Source organism: Nostoc sp. DedQUE04, assembly GCF_034530995.1.
Classification (GTDB): Bacteria; Cyanobacteriota; Cyanobacteriia; order Cyanobacteriales; family Nostocaceae; genus Nostoc.
The window spans coordinates 20862-38159 of the sequence record NZ_JAVRCA010000044.1; the positions used below are offsets into that span (position 1 = coordinate 20862).

General features: G+C 41.1%; 16 protein-coding genes. 11 read left to right on the forward strand and 5 right to left on the reverse strand.

Features of this window, described 5'->3' with window-relative positions; genetic code table 11:
- Nucleotides 1–53 precede the first annotated feature (53 nt).
- Nucleotides 54–296 (forward strand): hypothetical protein, encoded by a 243-nt coding sequence (locus RM049_RS25400; protein ID WP_322706119.1) that lies wholly within the window; start codon nt 54–56, stop codon nt 294–296.
- Between the two features lie 32 nt (nt 297–328).
- Here the strand turns inward: RM049_RS25400 and RM049_RS25405 are convergent, their stop codons facing one another.
- A complete protein-coding gene (locus tag RM049_RS25405; protein WP_322691125.1) occupies nt 329–643 on the reverse strand; it encodes a hypothetical protein in 315 nt (104 codons plus the stop codon).
- 365 nt (nt 644–1008) lie between these two features.
- Here RM049_RS25405 and RM049_RS25410 point away from each other — a divergent pair, with 365 nt between their 5' ends.
- The gene (locus RM049_RS25410; protein WP_322706120.1) at nt 1009–2091 is read left to right on the forward strand and encodes a class I fructose-bisphosphate aldolase; all 1083 of its coding nucleotides are present in this window, start codon (nt 1009–1011) and stop codon (nt 2089–2091) included.
- A 144-nt stretch (nt 2092–2235) separates the two neighbouring features.
- Here RM049_RS25410 and RM049_RS25415 read toward each other — a convergent pair whose 3' ends face one another.
- On the reverse strand, nt 2236–2904 hold the full coding sequence (locus tag RM049_RS25415) for a ribonuclease T2 family protein (protein ID WP_322706121.1): 669 nt from the start codon (nt 2902–2904) through the stop codon (nt 2236–2238).
- Nucleotides 2905–3205: 301 nt separating this feature from the next.
- Here RM049_RS25415 and RM049_RS25420 point away from each other — a divergent pair, with 301 nt between their 5' ends.
- A complete protein-coding gene (locus tag RM049_RS25420) occupies nt 3206–4372 on the forward strand; it encodes a pyridoxal phosphate-dependent aminotransferase (protein WP_322706122.1) in 1167 nt (388 codons plus the stop codon).
- A gap of 318 nt (nt 4373–4690) precedes the next feature.
- Here the strand turns inward: RM049_RS25420 and RM049_RS25425 are convergent, their stop codons facing one another.
- Entirely contained in the window at nt 4691–4948 is a 258-nt protein-coding gene (locus RM049_RS25425; protein ID WP_322672338.1) for a transcriptional regulator, read from the reverse strand.
- A gap of 519 nt (nt 4949–5467) precedes the next feature.
- Nucleotides 5468–6637: a tetratricopeptide repeat protein gene (locus tag RM049_RS25430; protein ID WP_322706123.1), complete on the reverse strand. Its 1170-nt coding sequence runs from the start codon at nt 6635–6637 to the stop codon at nt 5468–5470.
- Nucleotides 6638–7057: 420 nt separating this feature from the next.
- Between RM049_RS25430 and RM049_RS25435 the strand changes: the two genes are divergently transcribed.
- From RM049_RS25435 to cbiE, 8 genes are all read left to right on the forward strand, one after another.
- Nucleotides 7058–8320 (forward strand): proton extrusion protein PcxA, encoded by a 1263-nt coding sequence (locus RM049_RS25435; protein ID WP_322706124.1) that lies wholly within the window; start codon nt 7058–7060, stop codon nt 8318–8320.
- Between the two features lie 170 nt (nt 8321–8490).
- Complete coding sequence (locus RM049_RS25440; protein WP_322706125.1) at nt 8491–8967, forward strand: hypothetical protein; 477 nt, start codon at nt 8491–8493, stop codon at nt 8965–8967.
- Nucleotides 8968–9337: 370 nt separating this feature from the next.
- Entirely contained in the window at nt 9338–10207 is an 870-nt protein-coding gene (locus RM049_RS25445; RefSeq protein ID WP_322684131.1) for a polyphosphate kinase 2 family protein, read from the forward strand.
- A 141-nt stretch (nt 10208–10348) separates the two neighbouring features.
- Nucleotides 10349–10975, forward strand: coding sequence for a chemotaxis protein CheB (locus tag RM049_RS25450; RefSeq protein WP_322706126.1), 627 nt, complete (start codon nt 10349–10351; stop codon nt 10973–10975).
- Nucleotides 10976–11271: 296 nt separating this feature from the next.
- A complete protein-coding gene (locus tag RM049_RS25455; RefSeq protein WP_322706127.1) occupies nt 11272–13167 on the forward strand; it encodes a CheR family methyltransferase in 1896 nt (631 codons plus the stop codon).
- A gap of 264 nt (nt 13168–13431) precedes the next feature.
- Nucleotides 13432–14028, forward strand: a complete 597-nt coding sequence (locus RM049_RS25460; protein WP_322668290.1) for a tRNA-(ms[2]io[6]A)-hydroxylase — start codon at nt 13432–13434, stop codon at nt 14026–14028.
- A gap of 18 nt (nt 14029–14046) precedes the next feature.
- Entirely contained in the window at nt 14047–14451 is a 405-nt protein-coding gene (locus tag RM049_RS25465; protein WP_322672331.1) for a VOC family protein, read from the forward strand.
- A gap of 45 nt (nt 14452–14496) precedes the next feature.
- Nucleotides 14497–15723 (forward strand): precorrin-6y C5,15-methyltransferase (decarboxylating) subunit CbiE, encoded by a 1227-nt coding sequence (gene cbiE, locus RM049_RS25470; RefSeq protein ID WP_322706128.1) that lies wholly within the window; start codon nt 14497–14499, stop codon nt 15721–15723.
- Here cbiE and RM049_RS25475 read toward each other — a convergent pair.
- Nucleotides 15713–17293, reverse strand: a complete 1581-nt coding sequence (locus tag RM049_RS25475; protein ID WP_322706129.1) for an NAD(P)/FAD-dependent oxidoreductase — start codon at nt 17291–17293, stop codon at nt 15713–15715. The two genes, cbiE and RM049_RS25475, sit on opposite strands and share 11 nt — an antisense overlap.
- Nucleotides 17294–17298 lie beyond the last annotated feature (5 nt).

The following is a 17298-nucleotide window of genomic DNA, read 5'->3' on the forward strand; positions in this document are numbered from 1 at the left end:
CATCAATCTTCCAAGCTAATTATTGCACTAATGCACGAGCGCATTCAGAAGCTTTGCAAAGTGGCGGATTTTTCTTTGTTGACATTCAAAACAACCAAGTAGATGCTACTGGACAAGCTATTCTACGTTTTATCGCCGCTCAAGGGGAACGGGCTATAGTCAGCCGCCAAACTCTATTGCAACAGTTCCCCGATGCTGATATTACTTTCAACTTGCTGTTGCAACGGGAGTTAATTGAGGAAGTTGACGACGGCTATCGTTTCCAAGTGGAGTTTATTCGTCGCTGGCTTATTTGAATCATGTCTGATAAGTTAACTTCTGACAAATATTACTTGTGCTGGCGTAATTGCTCTACTATATAATCTTCTAGTTCTTGTTTTTCTCTGTTACTAGCATTTCGTTGATAAGTTCTTCCAGTTTCTTGAATAAACCTACGTTTCTCGCTGGGAGAAGATTTGAGTTTACCTCCAGTTCCTTGCAGCTTTTGCTGTAATTCTTCCCAAGTTTTTTCACCCACACTTTCACCTAGTTTGACCAGTGCCTTTGGGAGTAACATTTTTGCTTCTCTTTGAAAATCTTCTTCTGTCTCAAGAGAAGCTAAATCTATATTGCTAAAGTCGATATCGATTTGAAACTTACTCATACAATTGTATTTATTTTGTTCAAAATTATTACCCAAATCCGGGAAAGATGGGTTTTCAATTTTCAGTTACGATCGCAAGATAGTATAATTGTACTGTTCGATGTTGGTAACTGAAGTTGAAAATATCAATTCCGAAAGTTGATTTAATACTTCCGGTAGTATAGCCTTACTTATTCATTCATCACAAGATTCTCGGCTTATTGAAACAAGGGGGAAATCTCAGCCTTTTGGTTTTCATTTATAAAAGAAGATTGCTATATATTCAAAAAGAATACACATAACTAATGACCGTACAACCAAGTTAGCAATATTAGAAATGCTATCTTAAAAACAAGGTCATTTGCTCAGTTTTTGAGGATAATACTATGACTACAACGCTCAAAGAGCCTAATTTTATTGAATCATTGCTAGGTAAAGAGGCTGAAGACCTGCTTACTTACAAAGCAAAAGTTTCTCGTGATTTAATACATTTACCGGGCCCAGACTTTGTAGATCGCATCTGGCTCAATAGCGATCGCAATCCTCAAGTATTGCGTAATATCCATTTACTTTACTCTACTGGTCGTCTGGTAAACACAGGTTATCTCTCGATTTTACCAGTAGACCAAGGGATTGAACACTCAGCTGGTGCGTCTTTTGCGCCCAATCCGATTTACTTCGACCCAGAAAATATTCTCAAGCTAGCGATCGCCGCAGGTTGCAATGCGGTTGCTACCACTTTGGGAACATTAGGCATTGTATCACGGAAATATGCCCACAAAATCCCCTTTATTGCCAAAATCAACCACAACGAATTGCTGACTTTCCCCAATCAATTTGACCAGGTATTGTTTGCGGATGTAGAACAAGCTTGGAATTTAGGGGCAGCTGCCGTAGGTGCGACAATTTACTTTGGTTCGGAGAATTCTACCAGACAAATTCAGGAAATCAGCAAAGCTTTTAAACGCGCCCATGAACTGGGTTTGGCGACTATTCTCTGGTGCTATCTGCGGAATAACGCTTTTAAACAAGATAAAGATTACCACCTTGCGGCTGACCTCACCGGACAAGCGAATCATTTGGGTGTAACCATTGAAGCTGACATTATCAAACAAAAGTTACCCGAAAATAACAATGGTTACGGTGCAATTGCCAAAGCCACTGGTAAGAGTTACGGCAAAACCGATGAGCGGGTTTACACAGAGTTGACAACCGATCACCCAATTGATTTAGCTCGTTACCAAGTACTAAATTGCTACTCTGGGCGTGTCGGGTTGATTAATTCTGGTGGCGCGACTGGTAAAAATGACTTCGCCGAAGCAATACGCACCGCCGTAATCAACAAACGCGCTGGTGGTTCGGGATTAATTTCTGGGCGAAAAACCTTCCAACGTCCCTTTGAGGAAGGTGTAAAACTGTTTCACAACATTCAAGATGTTTATTTGTCGCCAGATGTGACGATCGCTTAGGGAGCAGGGAGCAGGGGAGCAGGGGAGCAGGGGAGCAGGGGAGCAGGGGGAGACAAGGGGACAAGGAGATAAACAAAACTCTTAACTCTTAACTCAGCACTCCTAACGCCCAATGCCCAATGCCCTATTCCCTATTCCCCATTTTTATCTAACGTTTCTCAATAAGAAATCTGGCTGGCCACAACTTTTTTGCGATCGCTTCAAAATTTCGGCGCTACAAATACCAGGTTCGCCGTTTTTGGAATAACAAAAGAAGACTTCTTGCAAAAATCTTCCCGAACCAGAACAAAAAGGTGCTATACCATCAGCAGTAATTTGATTATTCGCACTCAAAAATGAATTTTTAAAATTTGTAATTGTGGTACGCACGGGTTTATTAGGACGATTATAAGCTGCGGGAATAGCGATCGCATCTTTTAATTTTTTACTCAACCCCAAGTACTCCACAGGAGTTTTACCCGAACAAGTACCATGTTTTTCCCATTCATGATCGTAAAGTTTATTACTAGGATACAAATTGGGAAATTGCCGCTTTACTTCCGACGGTAATTTTTGCGTAGAACAATTAGCAGGATAACCAGTTTGGTACTGCGGCCACAAACCATGTAGTACAAAACCAAGTTTCCTTCCAGAACCACACTGCTGCTTGTCACGGCTACCATTTGCCGCACAATAATCCGGCGACCAAGAGAGTGTTAGTACATAAAAATCAAATTTCCCCGGAGTACCGCGATTTTGAGCAATGGCAGCATTAGGTATAAAAAGACCAGTAATTAGCAGAGAAGATGCAATTAAAAGTTTCTTAATCTGCATATAAACAATTAGTTTTCACTAAAAATCAAGTTATATACGATACATCCTTAAGAGTCAATAATCAAACTGCTTTGCGGAGTCATTTGTCATTTGTCATTGGTCATTGGTCATTGGGAAATAGGAGGCAGGAGGCAGAAGTTCTTTAATTTTGAATTTTGAATTTTGAATTTTGAATTGATTTCTCCCCTGCCCCTCTGCTCCCTCATCTCGCCAATCCTCAACGAATTTAGAAAAAGCAAATCTTGGTAGGAATTCTGGGATATCCTTAGATAAGTGAAAGATTTGCCAAAAAATAGTAAGAATGAAGCTGGCAGCAAGAGTAAGTCAGGTAACACCTTCATTAACCTTAGCGATCGCAGCCAAGGCTAAGGCACTGAAGGCGGAAGGAATAGATGTTTGTAGTTTTAGCGCTGGAGAACCAGATTTTGATACTCCAGCACATATTAAAGCCGCAGCAGTCAAAGCTTTGGATGAAGGCAAAACCAAATATGGTGCAGCAGCCGGAGAACCAAAGTTAAGGGAAGCGATCGCCCACAAGCTTAAAATTGATAACGGTCTTGATTACAAGTCTGAGAATGTCATCGTCACCAATGGCGGTAAGCATTCTCTGTACAACTTAATCGTGGCGCTAATCGATCCAGGTGATGAGGTAATTATCCCTGCACCCTACTGGCTAAGTTATCCTGAAATGGTGACTTTGGTAGGTGGGGTTTCGGTGATTGTGCCTACAGATGCGACGACGGGTTATAAAATTACTCCCGAACAACTCCGTAAAGCAATTACGCCGAAGACGAAGTTATTTATCCTCAACTCTCCATCTAATCCCACTGGGATGGTGTACACGCCAGATGAAATCAAAGCACTGGCGCAGGTAATAGTTGATGCAGATATCTTTGTTGTCTCTGATGAGATTTACGAAAAGATTCTCTACGACGGTGCAGAACACATCAGCATCGGTTCTCTGGGGAAGGAAATTTTTGATCGTACTTTGATTAGTAATGGGTTTGCGAAAGCTTATTCCATGACTGGGTGGCGTCTGGGCTATTTAGCGGGGCCTGTGGAAATCATTAAAGCAGCCAGTACCATCCAAGGGCATAGTACATCTAACGTGTGTACCTTTGCCCAATATGGTGCGATCGCGGCGCTACAAAGTCCTCAAGATTGTGTCGAAGAAATGCGTCAAGCCTTCGCCAAACGGCGACAGGTAATGCTAGACAGACTCAACGCCATTCCCGGATTGAGTACTGCAAAACCAGATGGCGCTTTTTATCTGTTTCCTGATATCAGCAAAACCGGTCTAAAATCTTTAGAATTTTGTGACGCTTTGTTGGAAGAACATCAAGTTGCTGTCATTCCCGGAATTGCTTTTGGCGCTGATGACAACATTCGCCTTTCCTACGCCACAGATATGGCGACGATTGAAAAGGGAATGGATAGATTAGAGAAATTTGTCAAGTCGCGTATTTAGTTGGTTGTCATTTGTCAGTTGTCACTTGTCATTTGTGAGGAGCATTTCTCTACTCTTCGACTTTTTAACTCCACCTTTTCGACTCAGAACTGGTGGAGTTCATTTTTAAACCTCAAGTTTCATGTTCCGAAGCTCAAGTTTCGTGTTCTGAAGTTCAAGTTTCGTGTTCCGAAGCTCAAGTTTCGTGTTCCGAAGCTCAAGTTTCGTGTTCCGAAGTTCAAGTTTCGTGTTCCGAAGCTCAAGTTTCGTGTTCCGAAGCTCAAGTTTCGTGTTCTGATGCTCAAGTTCCGAGTTCTGAAGTTCAAGTTCCAGGGGTTTTTAGTAAAACATCGCTTGTTTCATTGGCTCTATGTCATTTAAAAACAACTCACGGGATTCAAGATAATATAAGATTGCTTCAATAGGATCTCGTGCTTCGATTGGATAATACCTTTGTTCGTATGCTTTCACAAGCGTAGTTAAAACTTCCAAGCGGTCAAACTCTGGTGTATTTAGTTCTGCATCAAACAATCTTTCAATTTCATCAAGTGCAGCACGATAATCAGCTTCGGTGTGGATAAGATAGGTTTCAAGCATAGGTATTACTTCCTCAGATACTTATTGCATCTACGTTGTTGTATTATTTAAAAAATTATGCCCGTGAAGGCAATTATGCTGCCAACATCCCGAATACGAATAAAATATACGAAATAACTTTATTTCTTCATTGATAAAATAATGAAAAGTTTGATACTGCCAAAAGTTTTGATTTTTACTTTTGGGTTGGTATTTTTAGATTAGGTAACAATCGGGGAGAACTAGGGGAGGCAAGTCTTGAGACTATAAGTCAATACAGTTAACTTAACTGTATCGAACTATACTTCAGTCTGATGTTTTGTGTTTCCAGCTTAAAGTTTTTGACGTTCCGCATATTCACACAAACAACCTTTGTCATTTGTTATTTGTCATTTGTCATTTGTCATTTGTCATTTGTTATTCTCCTCCATACCCAATGCCCAATGCCCAATGCCCCCATGCCCAATGCCCCATGCCCCATGCCCAATGCCCAATGCCCCATGCCCAATGCCCAATGCCCCATGCCCCATGCCCAATGCCCTACATCAACTGCATTTCCTGCAATCCCTGGCGTAGTCTCTTCGCTTCTTCGGGATTATACCTTTCGTGAAGGACGATCGCTTTTCTAAAAGCTGCTAAACTATCTTGATGATTGCCAACTTTGAGCAACACTACCCCCAAATTTTGATATGCTTCGGCATAGTTGGGATTTAAGGTAATTGCATGTTGATAATATACGATCGCATCTGCAAATAAACCCAAAGCCTTAAATGTCATCGCCAAATTATAATGTCCAAAAACAAAAGTGGGATCGATTTTCAAAGCTGTGATATAAGCAGTTTTCGCACCGTTGAAATCTCCTGCTGCTTTGAGTAAGTTACCCAAGTTGTTGTATGCTCCTAGTTTGAGCATGGCATAAATTGGCAATTTGATGGCAGCTTGATAGTGATAAATCGCCTGTGGGGATTTTTGCAAGCGACTGTAGGCAATGCCTAAATGATAGTGGAGTTCATATAAGATATCGTAGTTGTCTTCAGCAACGGTGATTCCATGTCTTAGCAAATCCATACCTTGAGAAATTTTCCCAGTTTGCACATACAACGCTCCTAATTTACTGCAAACATAAGGATCGTTGGGATGAGTTGCGAGAAACCCTTCCATCGCTATAGCAGCTTTGGCATATTTGTTATTTTGAGCGATCGCACTTTTTTGATATCCTGTGTGTACAAGGGCAACCCCAGGTAAATAACCTATTTGCCAGTGAGGTTCTTTGGTTAAAATTTCTGACACACTATCATCTACCAAGGCATGGTAAGGACGGTCAAAACGAATATCTGGATGATTGCGGAATAGCCTGGAAACTAGAGAATAGGGAGATTGTTCTGCACCAACTTCTTGGCGGACGAGGTTGAGGAGCAAATATTCATCTCTTGCGATCGCCTCTCGTAACTGCGGTACAATTGTTGGAGTTAGAGTTTCATCAGCATCTAATACCAAAATCCAATCACCAGTGACATATTTGAGAGCTGCATTGCGGGCAGCACTGAAGTCATTACACCATTTAAAATGATGAACTTTTGCACCGAGTTGTTGGGCAATATTGGGAGTGCGATCGATTGAGCCTGTATCCAAGACTATCATTTCATCCACTACTTTTCTCACACTGCTCAGGCATTTAGGCAGTGTTGCTGCTTCGTTTTTCACAATCATGCATAGACTCAAACTCATAATTTAAAACTTGGGAGTGGCGAGTAGTGAATAGAGGGATAAGGGAGATGAGAAAGCAACATCTTTACTTCCTATTCCCTTTAACAGTGATAGACTCTGCATAGTGAAAAATTTGCTTTGATTGTGAAATGTTACAATCAAGGCTTTTATATAGAGCATAAATACTGACCTCTAGTGTCAATAATGACAGTGTAATGGATAAACTGCCAATATAAATAACCAGTGCCAATCTATGCCGCATCTGATACAGGTAATATAAAATTGCTAGCGTAGACGTAGCCCTTCCTAGACATCGCATCAGGGAGTATTACCTGAATCTGGATGGACTAACTATTTAGCTGTATTACCCATTTTTTATGATTATATAACTATAATACACATTATCTAAAAGTCATATATGTAATGAAAAACTCACTTACCAGAACATTCCAAAAATATTTGCGATCGCTTAAGCGTTGGTTTTCAGATACGCCAGAAAGGGCACTTTTAGAAGCTTACCAAGCAGCTCAGAGAATTAAAAACATTGAGAACGAACATTTTGATAGCAAAAAAATATCTTTACAATCAGTAAAATATACTGAAAATGTAATGTCTTATTGGCAAGTATATCTTAATAAGAACCTAACTATTATTAAGATCAGGCTTGCGGAATTCCACCTTAGTCGGGGAATTGTCAATATTTCTAATTCGGTTTTATTAGAAAAATTGAAGGTTATTGATGAAGTAGTAGAGAAATATGCTATCAAAGATGAAGTAATTAATAATACTTCTTTAGTGTCACCATATCAGCCTTTAAACATTAATGATAACGAAATAAAAAAACAGCTAATTTCATCTAATATAAACGCTCCTCAAATTAACCCTCCAATTCCAAAACCTAGATTGCCTAAGAGTTCTATCGGCAGAAGGATTAATAAAATTCAAGCAGATTTCGCACCGCAGACAGAAGAAGAATTTATCAGGAATTATCGCCTTTCTAAAGGTAGAACAATAATTGCCCTGCGATTTTTGATAGTTCTCATTCTTGTACCGCTTTTAACTCAATATTTCTCTAAAGAATATATTGTAAGTCCAATACTAGAAAGGGTTAGAGGAGATAATGCAACTACAATATTCATCAATTCTGATATGGAAAAAGAAGCTCTCCATGAATTTCATAATTTTCAAGAAGAATTGAGATTTGAATATTTTATTAATCAAGCACCAGCACTTTCTTCAGAGTTAACACAAGAAAAAATTAAAAGTAAAGCAATTGAAATATCGGAAGAATTTAGCAGAAAAAGTAATAGTAGTATTAGTAATGTTTTTGCAGATTTAATATCACTTTTTTCTTTTGGCATAGTTATCGCCATGAGCAAAAGAGAAATTGCGATCCTTAAGTCTTTTATGGATACCATTGTCTCTGGTCTGAGCGATAGTGCCAAAGCTTTTTTAATTATTCTGTTTACAGATATATTTGTCGGATTTCACTCACCAGATGGGTGGGAAGTCCTGCTTGCAGGATTGGCAGAACATTTAGGTCTACCACCCACTAGAAATGTAATCTTTTTCTTTATTGCTACATTTCCTGTGATTTTAAATACTATCTTTAAATATTGGATATTCCGCTATCTCAGTCGTTTATCTCCATCGGCATTAGCTACATTAAAAGAAATGGACGAATAGTTTTTCAGTAAGAATTCAGCACCCACGAGTCAGGAGTCAGAATTTATCAGTAATGTAGAATGATTGGTATTTTTCTCAAAAATCAATTAATTACAAATTACGAATTATTTTCACGCATTTGTCTTTTGATTCGCTAGGCTATGTATATCCTGGTTTTTCCGAAGTATACTATGGATTTTGAAAGCAAAGCTAATGCCTCAACTCCTACAGACAACATAGAGTTTGCTCAACCAACTACTACCCGTAAGCCACTGGAACTGCTGCGAGATACTGAGGCTTTACTTCGTCGCCCAACTGTAGCGAAACTGTCGCCGATTTTGCCATCAAAACTGAGTAATAGATTCCAAGCAGCCTCATCTTTGGCGGATGACTCCTTTAAGGAACTGGCAGAAATTGACCTAAATACTATTAGTGATTTTGAACTGCGTTCTGCACGAATTTTTATTGGCTTGAGCCTTGTTGGTTTTGGGGCACTGATGATATTGATGTTGCTGCTATACTTAAATACATTGCATCCAAAAACCAGTACAGTTGTACAAATTCGGCAATATTGGTATCAATATATTTGGTTTGTCTGTTTAGGTATTACGGGGATGTTTATCTTGGGACGTGAAGCAATGCGTCCTATGCCAAAGCGACGGAAGTAATTCGTAACTAAGTTTTCTCATAGAGAGATGAGTGAAAAAGAATGTAGAGAGGTAGTAGTGCTAACTCTCTACAAGGTTTCTGGATAACACATAATGGTTAAAAAATCAGGATAAACTTTGGTGAATAAATATATCAATTATTCTAAATTACCGATCAATTTTGACTCATGAATCTTGGGTACTGAATTCTTATACCCATTCAATTAATGATTGCAACACATCCTTGGGTAAAGACGCGATTCATCGCGTCTCTACAAATGGTCTATTTTTCTTTTTTCAAATTGGTATTACTATTAATAAATTATAACTTTCAGGGATTAACGCTTCAAAATGTGCTTGGGTATTAAATAGCTGTTAGGAGATTTTATAGATGAATCATGATGCTTTCATTGTTCCACCTGGTTCAAAGATTTCTCTGAAAAAAAACTATGACCCAGCTTATAAAACTGATTTTCATCAAAAAGCTGATGCTGCAACCAAATTAAAGGTAGATATTGAACGACTAGCTAATTACCAAAATATTCTCTATGCTCAAAACACCTATGCTCTGTTGATTATTTTTCAGGCAATGGATGCTGCTGGCAAAGATAGCACTATTAAACACGTAACTTCTGGTGTTAATCCACAGGGATTTCAGGTGTTTAGTTTTAAGGGCCCCAGTGCGGAAGAATTAGACCATGACTACTTGTGGCGCTCAATGAAAGCTCTGCCAGAAAGAGGAAGAATTGGCATATTTAACCGCTCATACTATGAAGAAGCGCTAGTGGTTCGCGTCCATCCAGAAATGCTTCAAAAACAACAACTTCCTTACATTCCTAATGGCAATAAGATATGGAAACAGCGTTTTGAAGAAATCAATAACTTTGAAAAATATTTGGTTGATAATGGTGTAATCATTTTGAAGTTTTTTCTAAATGTCTCTAAGTCAGAGCAGAAAAAACGCTTTTTAGCACGGATTGACTCTCCTGATAAAAATTGGAAGTTTTCAGATAATGATGTCCGAGAACGAGCTTTTTGGGATGATTATATGAATGCTTATGAAGAAGTTTTTAATAATACTAGTACTAAATGGGCACCGTGGTATATTATCCCTGCTGATCGCAAATGGTTTACACGCCTGACCGTTGCCAATATTATCTGCACAAAATTAGAAGAACTAAATCTGCAATACCCAACAGTTAGTGAGGAACATAAGCAGCAACTTTTGGAAGCGAAACGTATTCTAGAGCAGGAAGATTAACCTGTGAATTCGATCGCTAAAGGCAAAAAAATGCTGAAGTAGTTCAAATATACAGTATAATATATGTAAATAATAAATTGTCACTTAATTAATGCTATTTGTAACTAAAGAAGTTAGGCAAATAGTCATAAGCGCAAAATCATGATTGAAATGGCAGAAAATGCCAAAAATCATCCACCTCACTTTACTAATGCTGCCTTTGATATAGTGGCGATCGCAGCCTCCGCAGGTGGATTGACTGCTATAATTCAGGTGCTATCGACTCTAAAAGCAGAATTTCCCGCCGCGATCGCCATTGTGCAACACTTGGCTCCCGAACATCCGTCGTTTATGGCAGAAATTCTCAGTCGCCGCACAGATATTACTGTCAAACAGGCACAAGAAGGAGATTCCCTTACCCCAGGAACGGCTTACATTGCTCCACCCGATCGTCACTTGTTGGTTAACGGTGACGGTACACTTTCCTTATCACACTCGGAATTAGTACATTTTTTACGTCCTTCGGCTGACTTATTATTTGAATCAGTTGCAGCCACTTACAAAGACAGAGCGATCGCTCTTGTGCTAAGTGGAACGGGTAGCGATGGCACAATCGGAATAGAAGCAATTAAAAAAATGGGCGGTACTGTCATTGTCCAAGACGTAAAAACCGCCGAATTTGCGGGGATGCCCTCCGCCGCAATTAACACTGGCAATGTAGATTTTATTCTACCTCTTGATGAAATTTCTACCACCCTGGTAAGTTTAATCATGGGAAAATTTAACTAAACTCAGAGGCATAGGGACAGGGGAGTAGAGGAAATATGTATTAAAGTGCAACTAACTTAGTGTCAACATAGTTTAATGAGGCTTTGAACTCCATTAATGAGGCTTTGAACTCCATTAATGAAGCTTAGAACTCCATTAATGAGTCTTTGAACTCCATTAATGAGGCTTTGAACTCCATTAATGAGGCTTTGAACTCCATTAATGAAGCTTAGAACTCCGTTAATGAGTCTTTGATACTTGTGGAAGCATAATCTATAACTCCACTCCTTTGTTCCTGCCCCCTGCCCCCTTAAACTATGACTTCCGCAGAAAAAGATCCTAAATTTGAAAATTTACTGGTTTATCTCAGACAAAGCCGGGGATTTGATTTTACAGGCTATAAGCGCTCGACTTTGATACGTCGAGTATTCAAGCGGATGCAGTCATTAAACATAGAAAATTTTGAAGAGTATCAAGACTATCTAGAAGTTTATCCTGAAGAATTTAATCATCTTTTCAATACGATTTTAATTAACGTCACCGCTTTTTTTCGAGATTCATCAGCTTGGGAAGAAATAGCAGAGCAAATACTGCCTAATCTGATTAACAATAAAAAAGCATCCGAGCAAATCCGTATCTGGAGCGCTGGCTGTGCTTCTGGAGAAGAAGCTTATACCCTGGCAATGTTGATGGCCCAAATATTGGGAGCAGAGGAATTTCGTCAACGAGTAAAAATCTACGCCACAGATGTAGATGAAGATGCTCTCAACCAGGCTAGGCAAGCCGTGTATTCAGAAAAAGATGTCCAATCTATACCAGATGAACTGCGGCAGAAATACTTTGAATTTGTCGGGAACCGCCATGTTTTCCGCCAAGACTTGCGCCGCTCAGTGATTTTTGGTCGCCACGATTTGCTTCAAGATGCACCCATTTCGCGCTTAGATTTATTAGTCAGCCGCAATACATTAATGTATTTTAATTCTGAGACTCAAGGGCGAATTCTAGCCCGGTTTCATTTTGCACTAAATGAGAATGGCTATTTGTTTTTAGGAAAAGCAGAGATGCTATTGATGCATTCTAACTTGTTTACGCCGCTGGACTTGAAAAACCGAATATTTACTAAAGTATCGACGGTGAATTTACGCGATCGCCTTTTAGTTATGGCAAATCCCGCAGATGACGAATCTAGCAACCGTTTGGCTCAAAATGTCCGATTGCGAGATATGGGTTTTGACACAACTCCAATCGCCCAAATAGTCATTGATACCAATGGCACTCTGGTAATGGTGAACGAGCAAGCGCGAATTTTGTTCGCCCTTTTCCCCAAAGATTTAACTCGTCCCTTCCAGGATCTAGAACTTTCCTATCGGCCTGTTGAATTGCGATCGCTAATTGAACGGGCTTATACCGAACGCCGCACTGTGAGCCTAACAAATGTAGAGCGCTATATATCTAACACAGAAATTCAATATTTAGATGTACAAATTACGCCTTTACAAGAAACAGATAACAGCTTATTAGGAGTCAGTATTTCCTTTCACGATGTCAGCCGTTATATTAAACTTCAAGATGCGTTGAAACGTTCCCAACAAGAATTAGAAACTACCAATGAAGAATTACAATCTACCAATGAAGAATTAGAAACTACCAACGAAGAATTACAATCTACCAATGAAGAGTTAGAAACTACTAACGAAGAACTCCAATCTACCAATGAAGAATTGGAGACAATGAATGAAGAACTCCAATCTACTAATGAAGAATTACAGACAATTAATAGCGAACTGAACCAGCGCACCACAGAACTTAATCACACAAATATTAGTCTAATTTCTATTCTCAGAAGTCTGCAAACGGGAATAGTGGTAATTGACAGCAGCTTTAATATCTCTATTTGGAATTACATGGTAGAAGATTTATGGGGCTTGCGAACTGATGAAGTGATCGGCAAGTCTATTTTCAGCTTAGATATTGGGCTACCCGTCGAGCAGTTGCGATCGCCTATTCGTGAATCCCTATCCGGGAGAAAGCAGTTTCAAGAAACGATCCTCGATGCTACCAATCGTCGAGGTAGGCAAATAAAATGTTACCTGGCAATTACTCCGCTGTTTGGTGCTGAAATGCAAGGAGCAGTTTTGATGATGGTAGATGTAGAGAAAGTCAGCAGTATGATTTCTACTCAAGACATAGAGAAACGGCAGCAGCAGGAATGAGGGAGGCAGGGGGCAGCACTTCGGCTACGCTCAGTGACCGGGGGGCAGGGGAGCAGGGGAGCAGGGGAGCAGGGGAGCAGGGAAGGTAGGGAGAAAAGAACTTGATTTTCTGACGATAAATCTCGCAAAGTTTCTTTGGTGGACTAATAGTTTAAACTATTGAAAAATCCAAAATCCCTTCGGGTTCGGTAGTCCCCCATCGACGGGAACCGCCAAGACGGGGGCTACCTCACCAAAATCCAAAATCCAAAATTGATTAACTCTGTGCTTACTCAGTTATCCACTATCAACGCCCTGAAACAGCCTACTAGTTCTGCTTGGTTAGAACAAGCGATCGCTAATTTAGATATCATCTTACTCGACCACTCCCACTGCGAACGCAAAGCAGCAGGCGTAGCCTTAAACATGATGTTTCGCTACCCTTCCAATACTAAAATGGTTCGGGAGTTAACTGCGATCGCCCGCGAAGAACTAGAACATTTTGAGCTAGTCAACCAATGGTTAGAACGCCGAAATATTCCCCTAGCTCCCCTACCACCGCCTCCTTACGGTGCTGGTTTAAAAGCTCAAGTACGCCCCAAAGAACCTGAGCGATTTTTGGATTCCTTACTAGTCACTGGTTTAATTGAAGCTCGCTCTCACGAACGTCTGGGACTATTAGCTGCTCACTGTCCAGAGCCAGAGTTAGCAAAATTTTATCGTGGGCTAATGGCATCCGAAGCGCGTCACTACGGTATATATTGGGTTTTAGCTGCTACTTATTTCGACAAAGAAATTGTTATGCAGCGGCTTGATGAATTAGCAATTGTCGAAAGCGAGTTGCTGGCGACTTTGCACCCAGAACCTAGAATTCACAGTTAGTAGACTAACCCAACAGATATGAAGCTTCAGCTAACACACCTGAGACTGCTTGTCTCCAACTACAAAGATTCTTTTCTGTTCTACCGGGATCTGCTGAAATTTGATGTCGATTGGGGCGATGAAAATAGCGGATATGCTGAGTTTAATACCGGATATCTCAAGCTGGGTTTACTCAAACAAGAATTAATGGCTGAAGTAGTCCCAAGAATTGAACAACCTTCATACGTTGTCAATCGAGATAAAATAGTCTTGATTTTGGCAGTGGATAACGTGGATGAGGTCTATGAGCAAGTAAAGGCTCAAAATGCGCTCGTTGTGACTCAACCACAAGATCGCCCAAGCTGGGGAATCCGCACAGCTCATTTGCGCGATCCCGATGGCAATCTGATCGAAATCTACAACAATCTCGGAATTATCAGTTAAAAGTTCCTGCCAATAACGTTATGAAGTAATTAATCATGAATTAGCATGATACAAAAATGGCTTTCTATTGTTGGCATTGGGGAAGATGGATTACAGGGGTTAAGCGCGATCGCTCGTTCTTTAATCGATCGAGCGAAAGTCATTGTAGGAGGCGATCGCCATTTAGCAATGCTTCCTACAGACGATCGACGTGAGAAACTAGTCTGGACATCTCCCATTAGTGCTTCAGTAGAGGAAATCATTCAGCGCCGGGGTCAGTCAATCTGCGTACTCGCAAGCGGCGATCCGATGTGTTACGGCATTGGTGTCACCTTAGCGCGGCGAATTCCCGTTTCTGAAATGACGATTATCCCCGCACCTTCAGCCTTCAGCCTCGCCTGTGCCAGGGTGGGATGGTCTTTGACTGAGGTAGAAACCTTGAGTTTGAATGGTCGTCCATCCTCCCTACTCCAGTCTTACATTTATCCGGGAGCGCGACTGTTGATTTTGAGTGAGGGTAAAGACACCCCAGCGCTGGTTGCTCAAATTTTGACAAATCGCGGCTATGGTGGCAGTAAGCTCGCTGTATTGGAGCGTATGGGCGGCGTTCATGAAAGAATTGTAGAAGGTACGGCTGCATCCTGGAGTGAAACCGAAGTTGCGGCTTTGAATGCGATCGCAGTTAATTGTATTGCTGATACTGGGGTTATTTCATTACCAAGATTACCAGGATTGCCAGATAACGCCTACCACCACGATGGACAGTTAACGAAGCGTGAAGTTAGGGCAATCACCCTAACAGCTTTAGCACCTACACCAGGAGAGTTATTGTGGGATGTGGGTGCGGGTTGCGGCTCAATTTCAATTGAATGGATGCGGAGTAATGGGCAATGTCGAGCGATCGCGATCGAACAAAACTCCTCTAGACTACTGTATATTGCCGATAATGCCGCCACTCTCGGAACTCCAAATCTGCAAATCATTGAAGGCAAAGCGCCCCATGCCCTGAAAGATTTGCCGGCACCAAATGCCATTTTTATTGGTGGTGGGGTGACAGCAATGGGACTTTTTGATGTTTGCTGGGAAGCACTGCGGCCGGGTGGACGCTTAGTGGCCAATGTTGTCACAGTTGAGGGCGAGCAGACTTTATTTCAATGGCATGAACGAGTCGGTGGCAATTTAACTCGTATTGCCATCCAACGGGCGGAACCTATTGGTAAATTTTTAGGTTGGCGAGCAATGGCGGCTGTGACGCAATGGGTAGTAGTGAAGTCTGAAAAATTTAATGGTTAATGTATGAGTGCGTAGACGTTTCGTCTTGTCGCAGACATCGCTTTTGTAATTTGGCGATCGCAGAATCATTAAGAGATGGCTGTTGTTTTGCCTGTAATTCCTGTCGGAGATTCTTGTAGGCAGATGGGTCTGCTGGCATCATCAACTCTGCAAGCAGGTTTCCTGGTTTGCGGCGGGTGCTAAGACCCATATCCTGAAGCAATTCATCAATGTAATGGAATGTAAAAGGAGTTACACATGCTCCACTGACGAAAGAATAAGGTCTATCTTTCTTCCTCCATTCCAACTCTGCCGTTACATCCTCTAACATCTGTTGCGGGGATGGTAAAGATATATTTCCTTTGACATACTCTGATAACCACCTAGCACTAATTTCTGCTGATAACTGGGCACAGAAAGTATAGTTATAACCAACAAAACCCATCTGGGGAACATGAGGGTGAATGAGATGGCGGTAAAGATGGATAGTGCCTTCCTCATCAAATACGTGTCTGCGGTACTTCTCTTCTAAAAAGGGGATATCCTGAAGAAAGCCCGTGCCAAAGACAACAATATCTGCCTGTATTTGCTCGCCGTTATCCAATTCGACGCCAGTAGCAAAAAACTTGTCGATTTTTGTCTTCACAGCACGAATTTTGCCTGCGCGTATATGCTCAAAAAAGCCTTTAGGCACCAAGCCGACACTACAACCAATCAATTTGTTCATCGGTTGTTTGGGCACCATCCCACAAGCATCAAGCGGAAACTGTAAACGCATGATAGTCTCATTTAGCCGCCAGAATGCCCACACTAGTGGCTTGCCAAAACTATGCAGCCATTTTTCCCATCCTTGAAGTTTATGATAGGGCATCCAAGTTTCTGCAAACCGAGTCAAGAAAATATACTTGATGTTGAACAAACCGAGAAAGAAGTTGGGAAATTTCCACAACGCTTGACGGAACACAAGGGTACATTCCTTAGCCTTGCTAGCTGCGAAATTCGCTAGATCGGTGGCTGACTTGCCAAAACCGACAACAACCACTCGCTTGCCCTCAATTACAGAGCCGTCATTAAAGTTATTAGTATGTATTATCTGACCTCCGGCGGCAATGAACTCTTCCATTCCTGGCAAGTTAGGAATGTAGGGAATATCATAAGTGCCATTGCATACAATCACAAAGTCGAAGTTGTAATTTTGTTTTCCGATCTCCTTACCATCTTCTTGAAAGCTAACACTAACCATCCATCCAGGAGTATTTCCTGATTTGCGCTCCACTTTAGTTACTTTTGCACCGAACTGAATTTTTTCTGTGACACCAAAGTGTTGGGCATAGGATTCAAGGTAAGCGCATATTTGCTCTCCTGAAGGCCATTCTGGATAGGACGCAGGCATAGGATAGTCTGAGAAAGCATAGGTGTCTCTGGGATTTTGGAGCGAGAGTCCTGGGTAAGCCCTCGACCTTTCCCACACACCGCCAAGTTCCTGCCGTTTCTCGAACAATGTAACCTCGTAACCTTCTTCAAGAAATGTCTTGGCTGAGACTAATCCGCTCACGCCTGCCCCAATCACGCATATTTGTTTCGCTGTCATTTTGG

Excerpts from the sequence above, each read along its gene's own strand:
- RM049_RS25405 (WP_322691125.1), bottom strand. The coding sequence starts at position 643 with ATGAGTAAGTTTCAAATCGATATCGACTTTAGCAATATAGATTTAGCT.
- RM049_RS25410 (WP_322706120.1), top strand. The coding sequence starts at position 1,009 with ATGACTACAACGCTCAAAGAGCCTAATTTTATTGAATCATTGCTAGGT.
- RM049_RS25415 (WP_322706121.1), bottom strand. The coding sequence starts at position 2,904 with ATGCAGATTAAGAAACTTTTAATTGCATCTTCTCTGCTAATTACTGGT.
- RM049_RS25420 (WP_322706122.1), top strand. The coding sequence starts at position 3,206 with ATGAAGCTGGCAGCAAGAGTAAGTCAGGTAACACCTTCATTAACCTTA.
- RM049_RS25425 (WP_322672338.1), bottom strand. The coding sequence starts at position 4,948 with ATGCTTGAAACCTATCTTATCCACACCGAAGCTGATTATCGTGCTGCA.
- RM049_RS25430 (WP_322706123.1), bottom strand. The coding sequence starts at position 6,637 with ATGATTGTGAAAAACGAAGCAGCAACACTGCCTAAATGCCTGAGCAGT.
- RM049_RS25435 (WP_322706124.1), top strand. The coding sequence starts at position 7,058 with ATGAAAAACTCACTTACCAGAACATTCCAAAAATATTTGCGATCGCTT.
- RM049_RS25440 (WP_322706125.1), top strand. The coding sequence starts at position 8,491 with ATGGATTTTGAAAGCAAAGCTAATGCCTCAACTCCTACAGACAACATA.
- RM049_RS25445 (WP_322684131.1), top strand. The coding sequence starts at position 9,338 with ATGAATCATGATGCTTTCATTGTTCCACCTGGTTCAAAGATTTCTCTG.
- RM049_RS25450 (WP_322706126.1), top strand. The coding sequence starts at position 10,349 with ATGATTGAAATGGCAGAAAATGCCAAAAATCATCCACCTCACTTTACT.
- RM049_RS25455 (WP_322706127.1), top strand. The coding sequence starts at position 11,272 with ATGACTTCCGCAGAAAAAGATCCTAAATTTGAAAATTTACTGGTTTAT.
- RM049_RS25465 (WP_322672331.1), top strand. The coding sequence starts at position 14,047 with ATGAAGCTTCAGCTAACACACCTGAGACTGCTTGTCTCCAACTACAAA.
- cbiE (WP_322706128.1), top strand. The coding sequence starts at position 14,497 with ATGATACAAAAATGGCTTTCTATTGTTGGCATTGGGGAAGATGGATTA.
- RM049_RS25475 (WP_322706129.1), bottom strand. The coding sequence starts at position 17,293 with ATGACAGCGAAACAAATATGCGTGATTGGGGCAGGCGTGAGCGGATTA.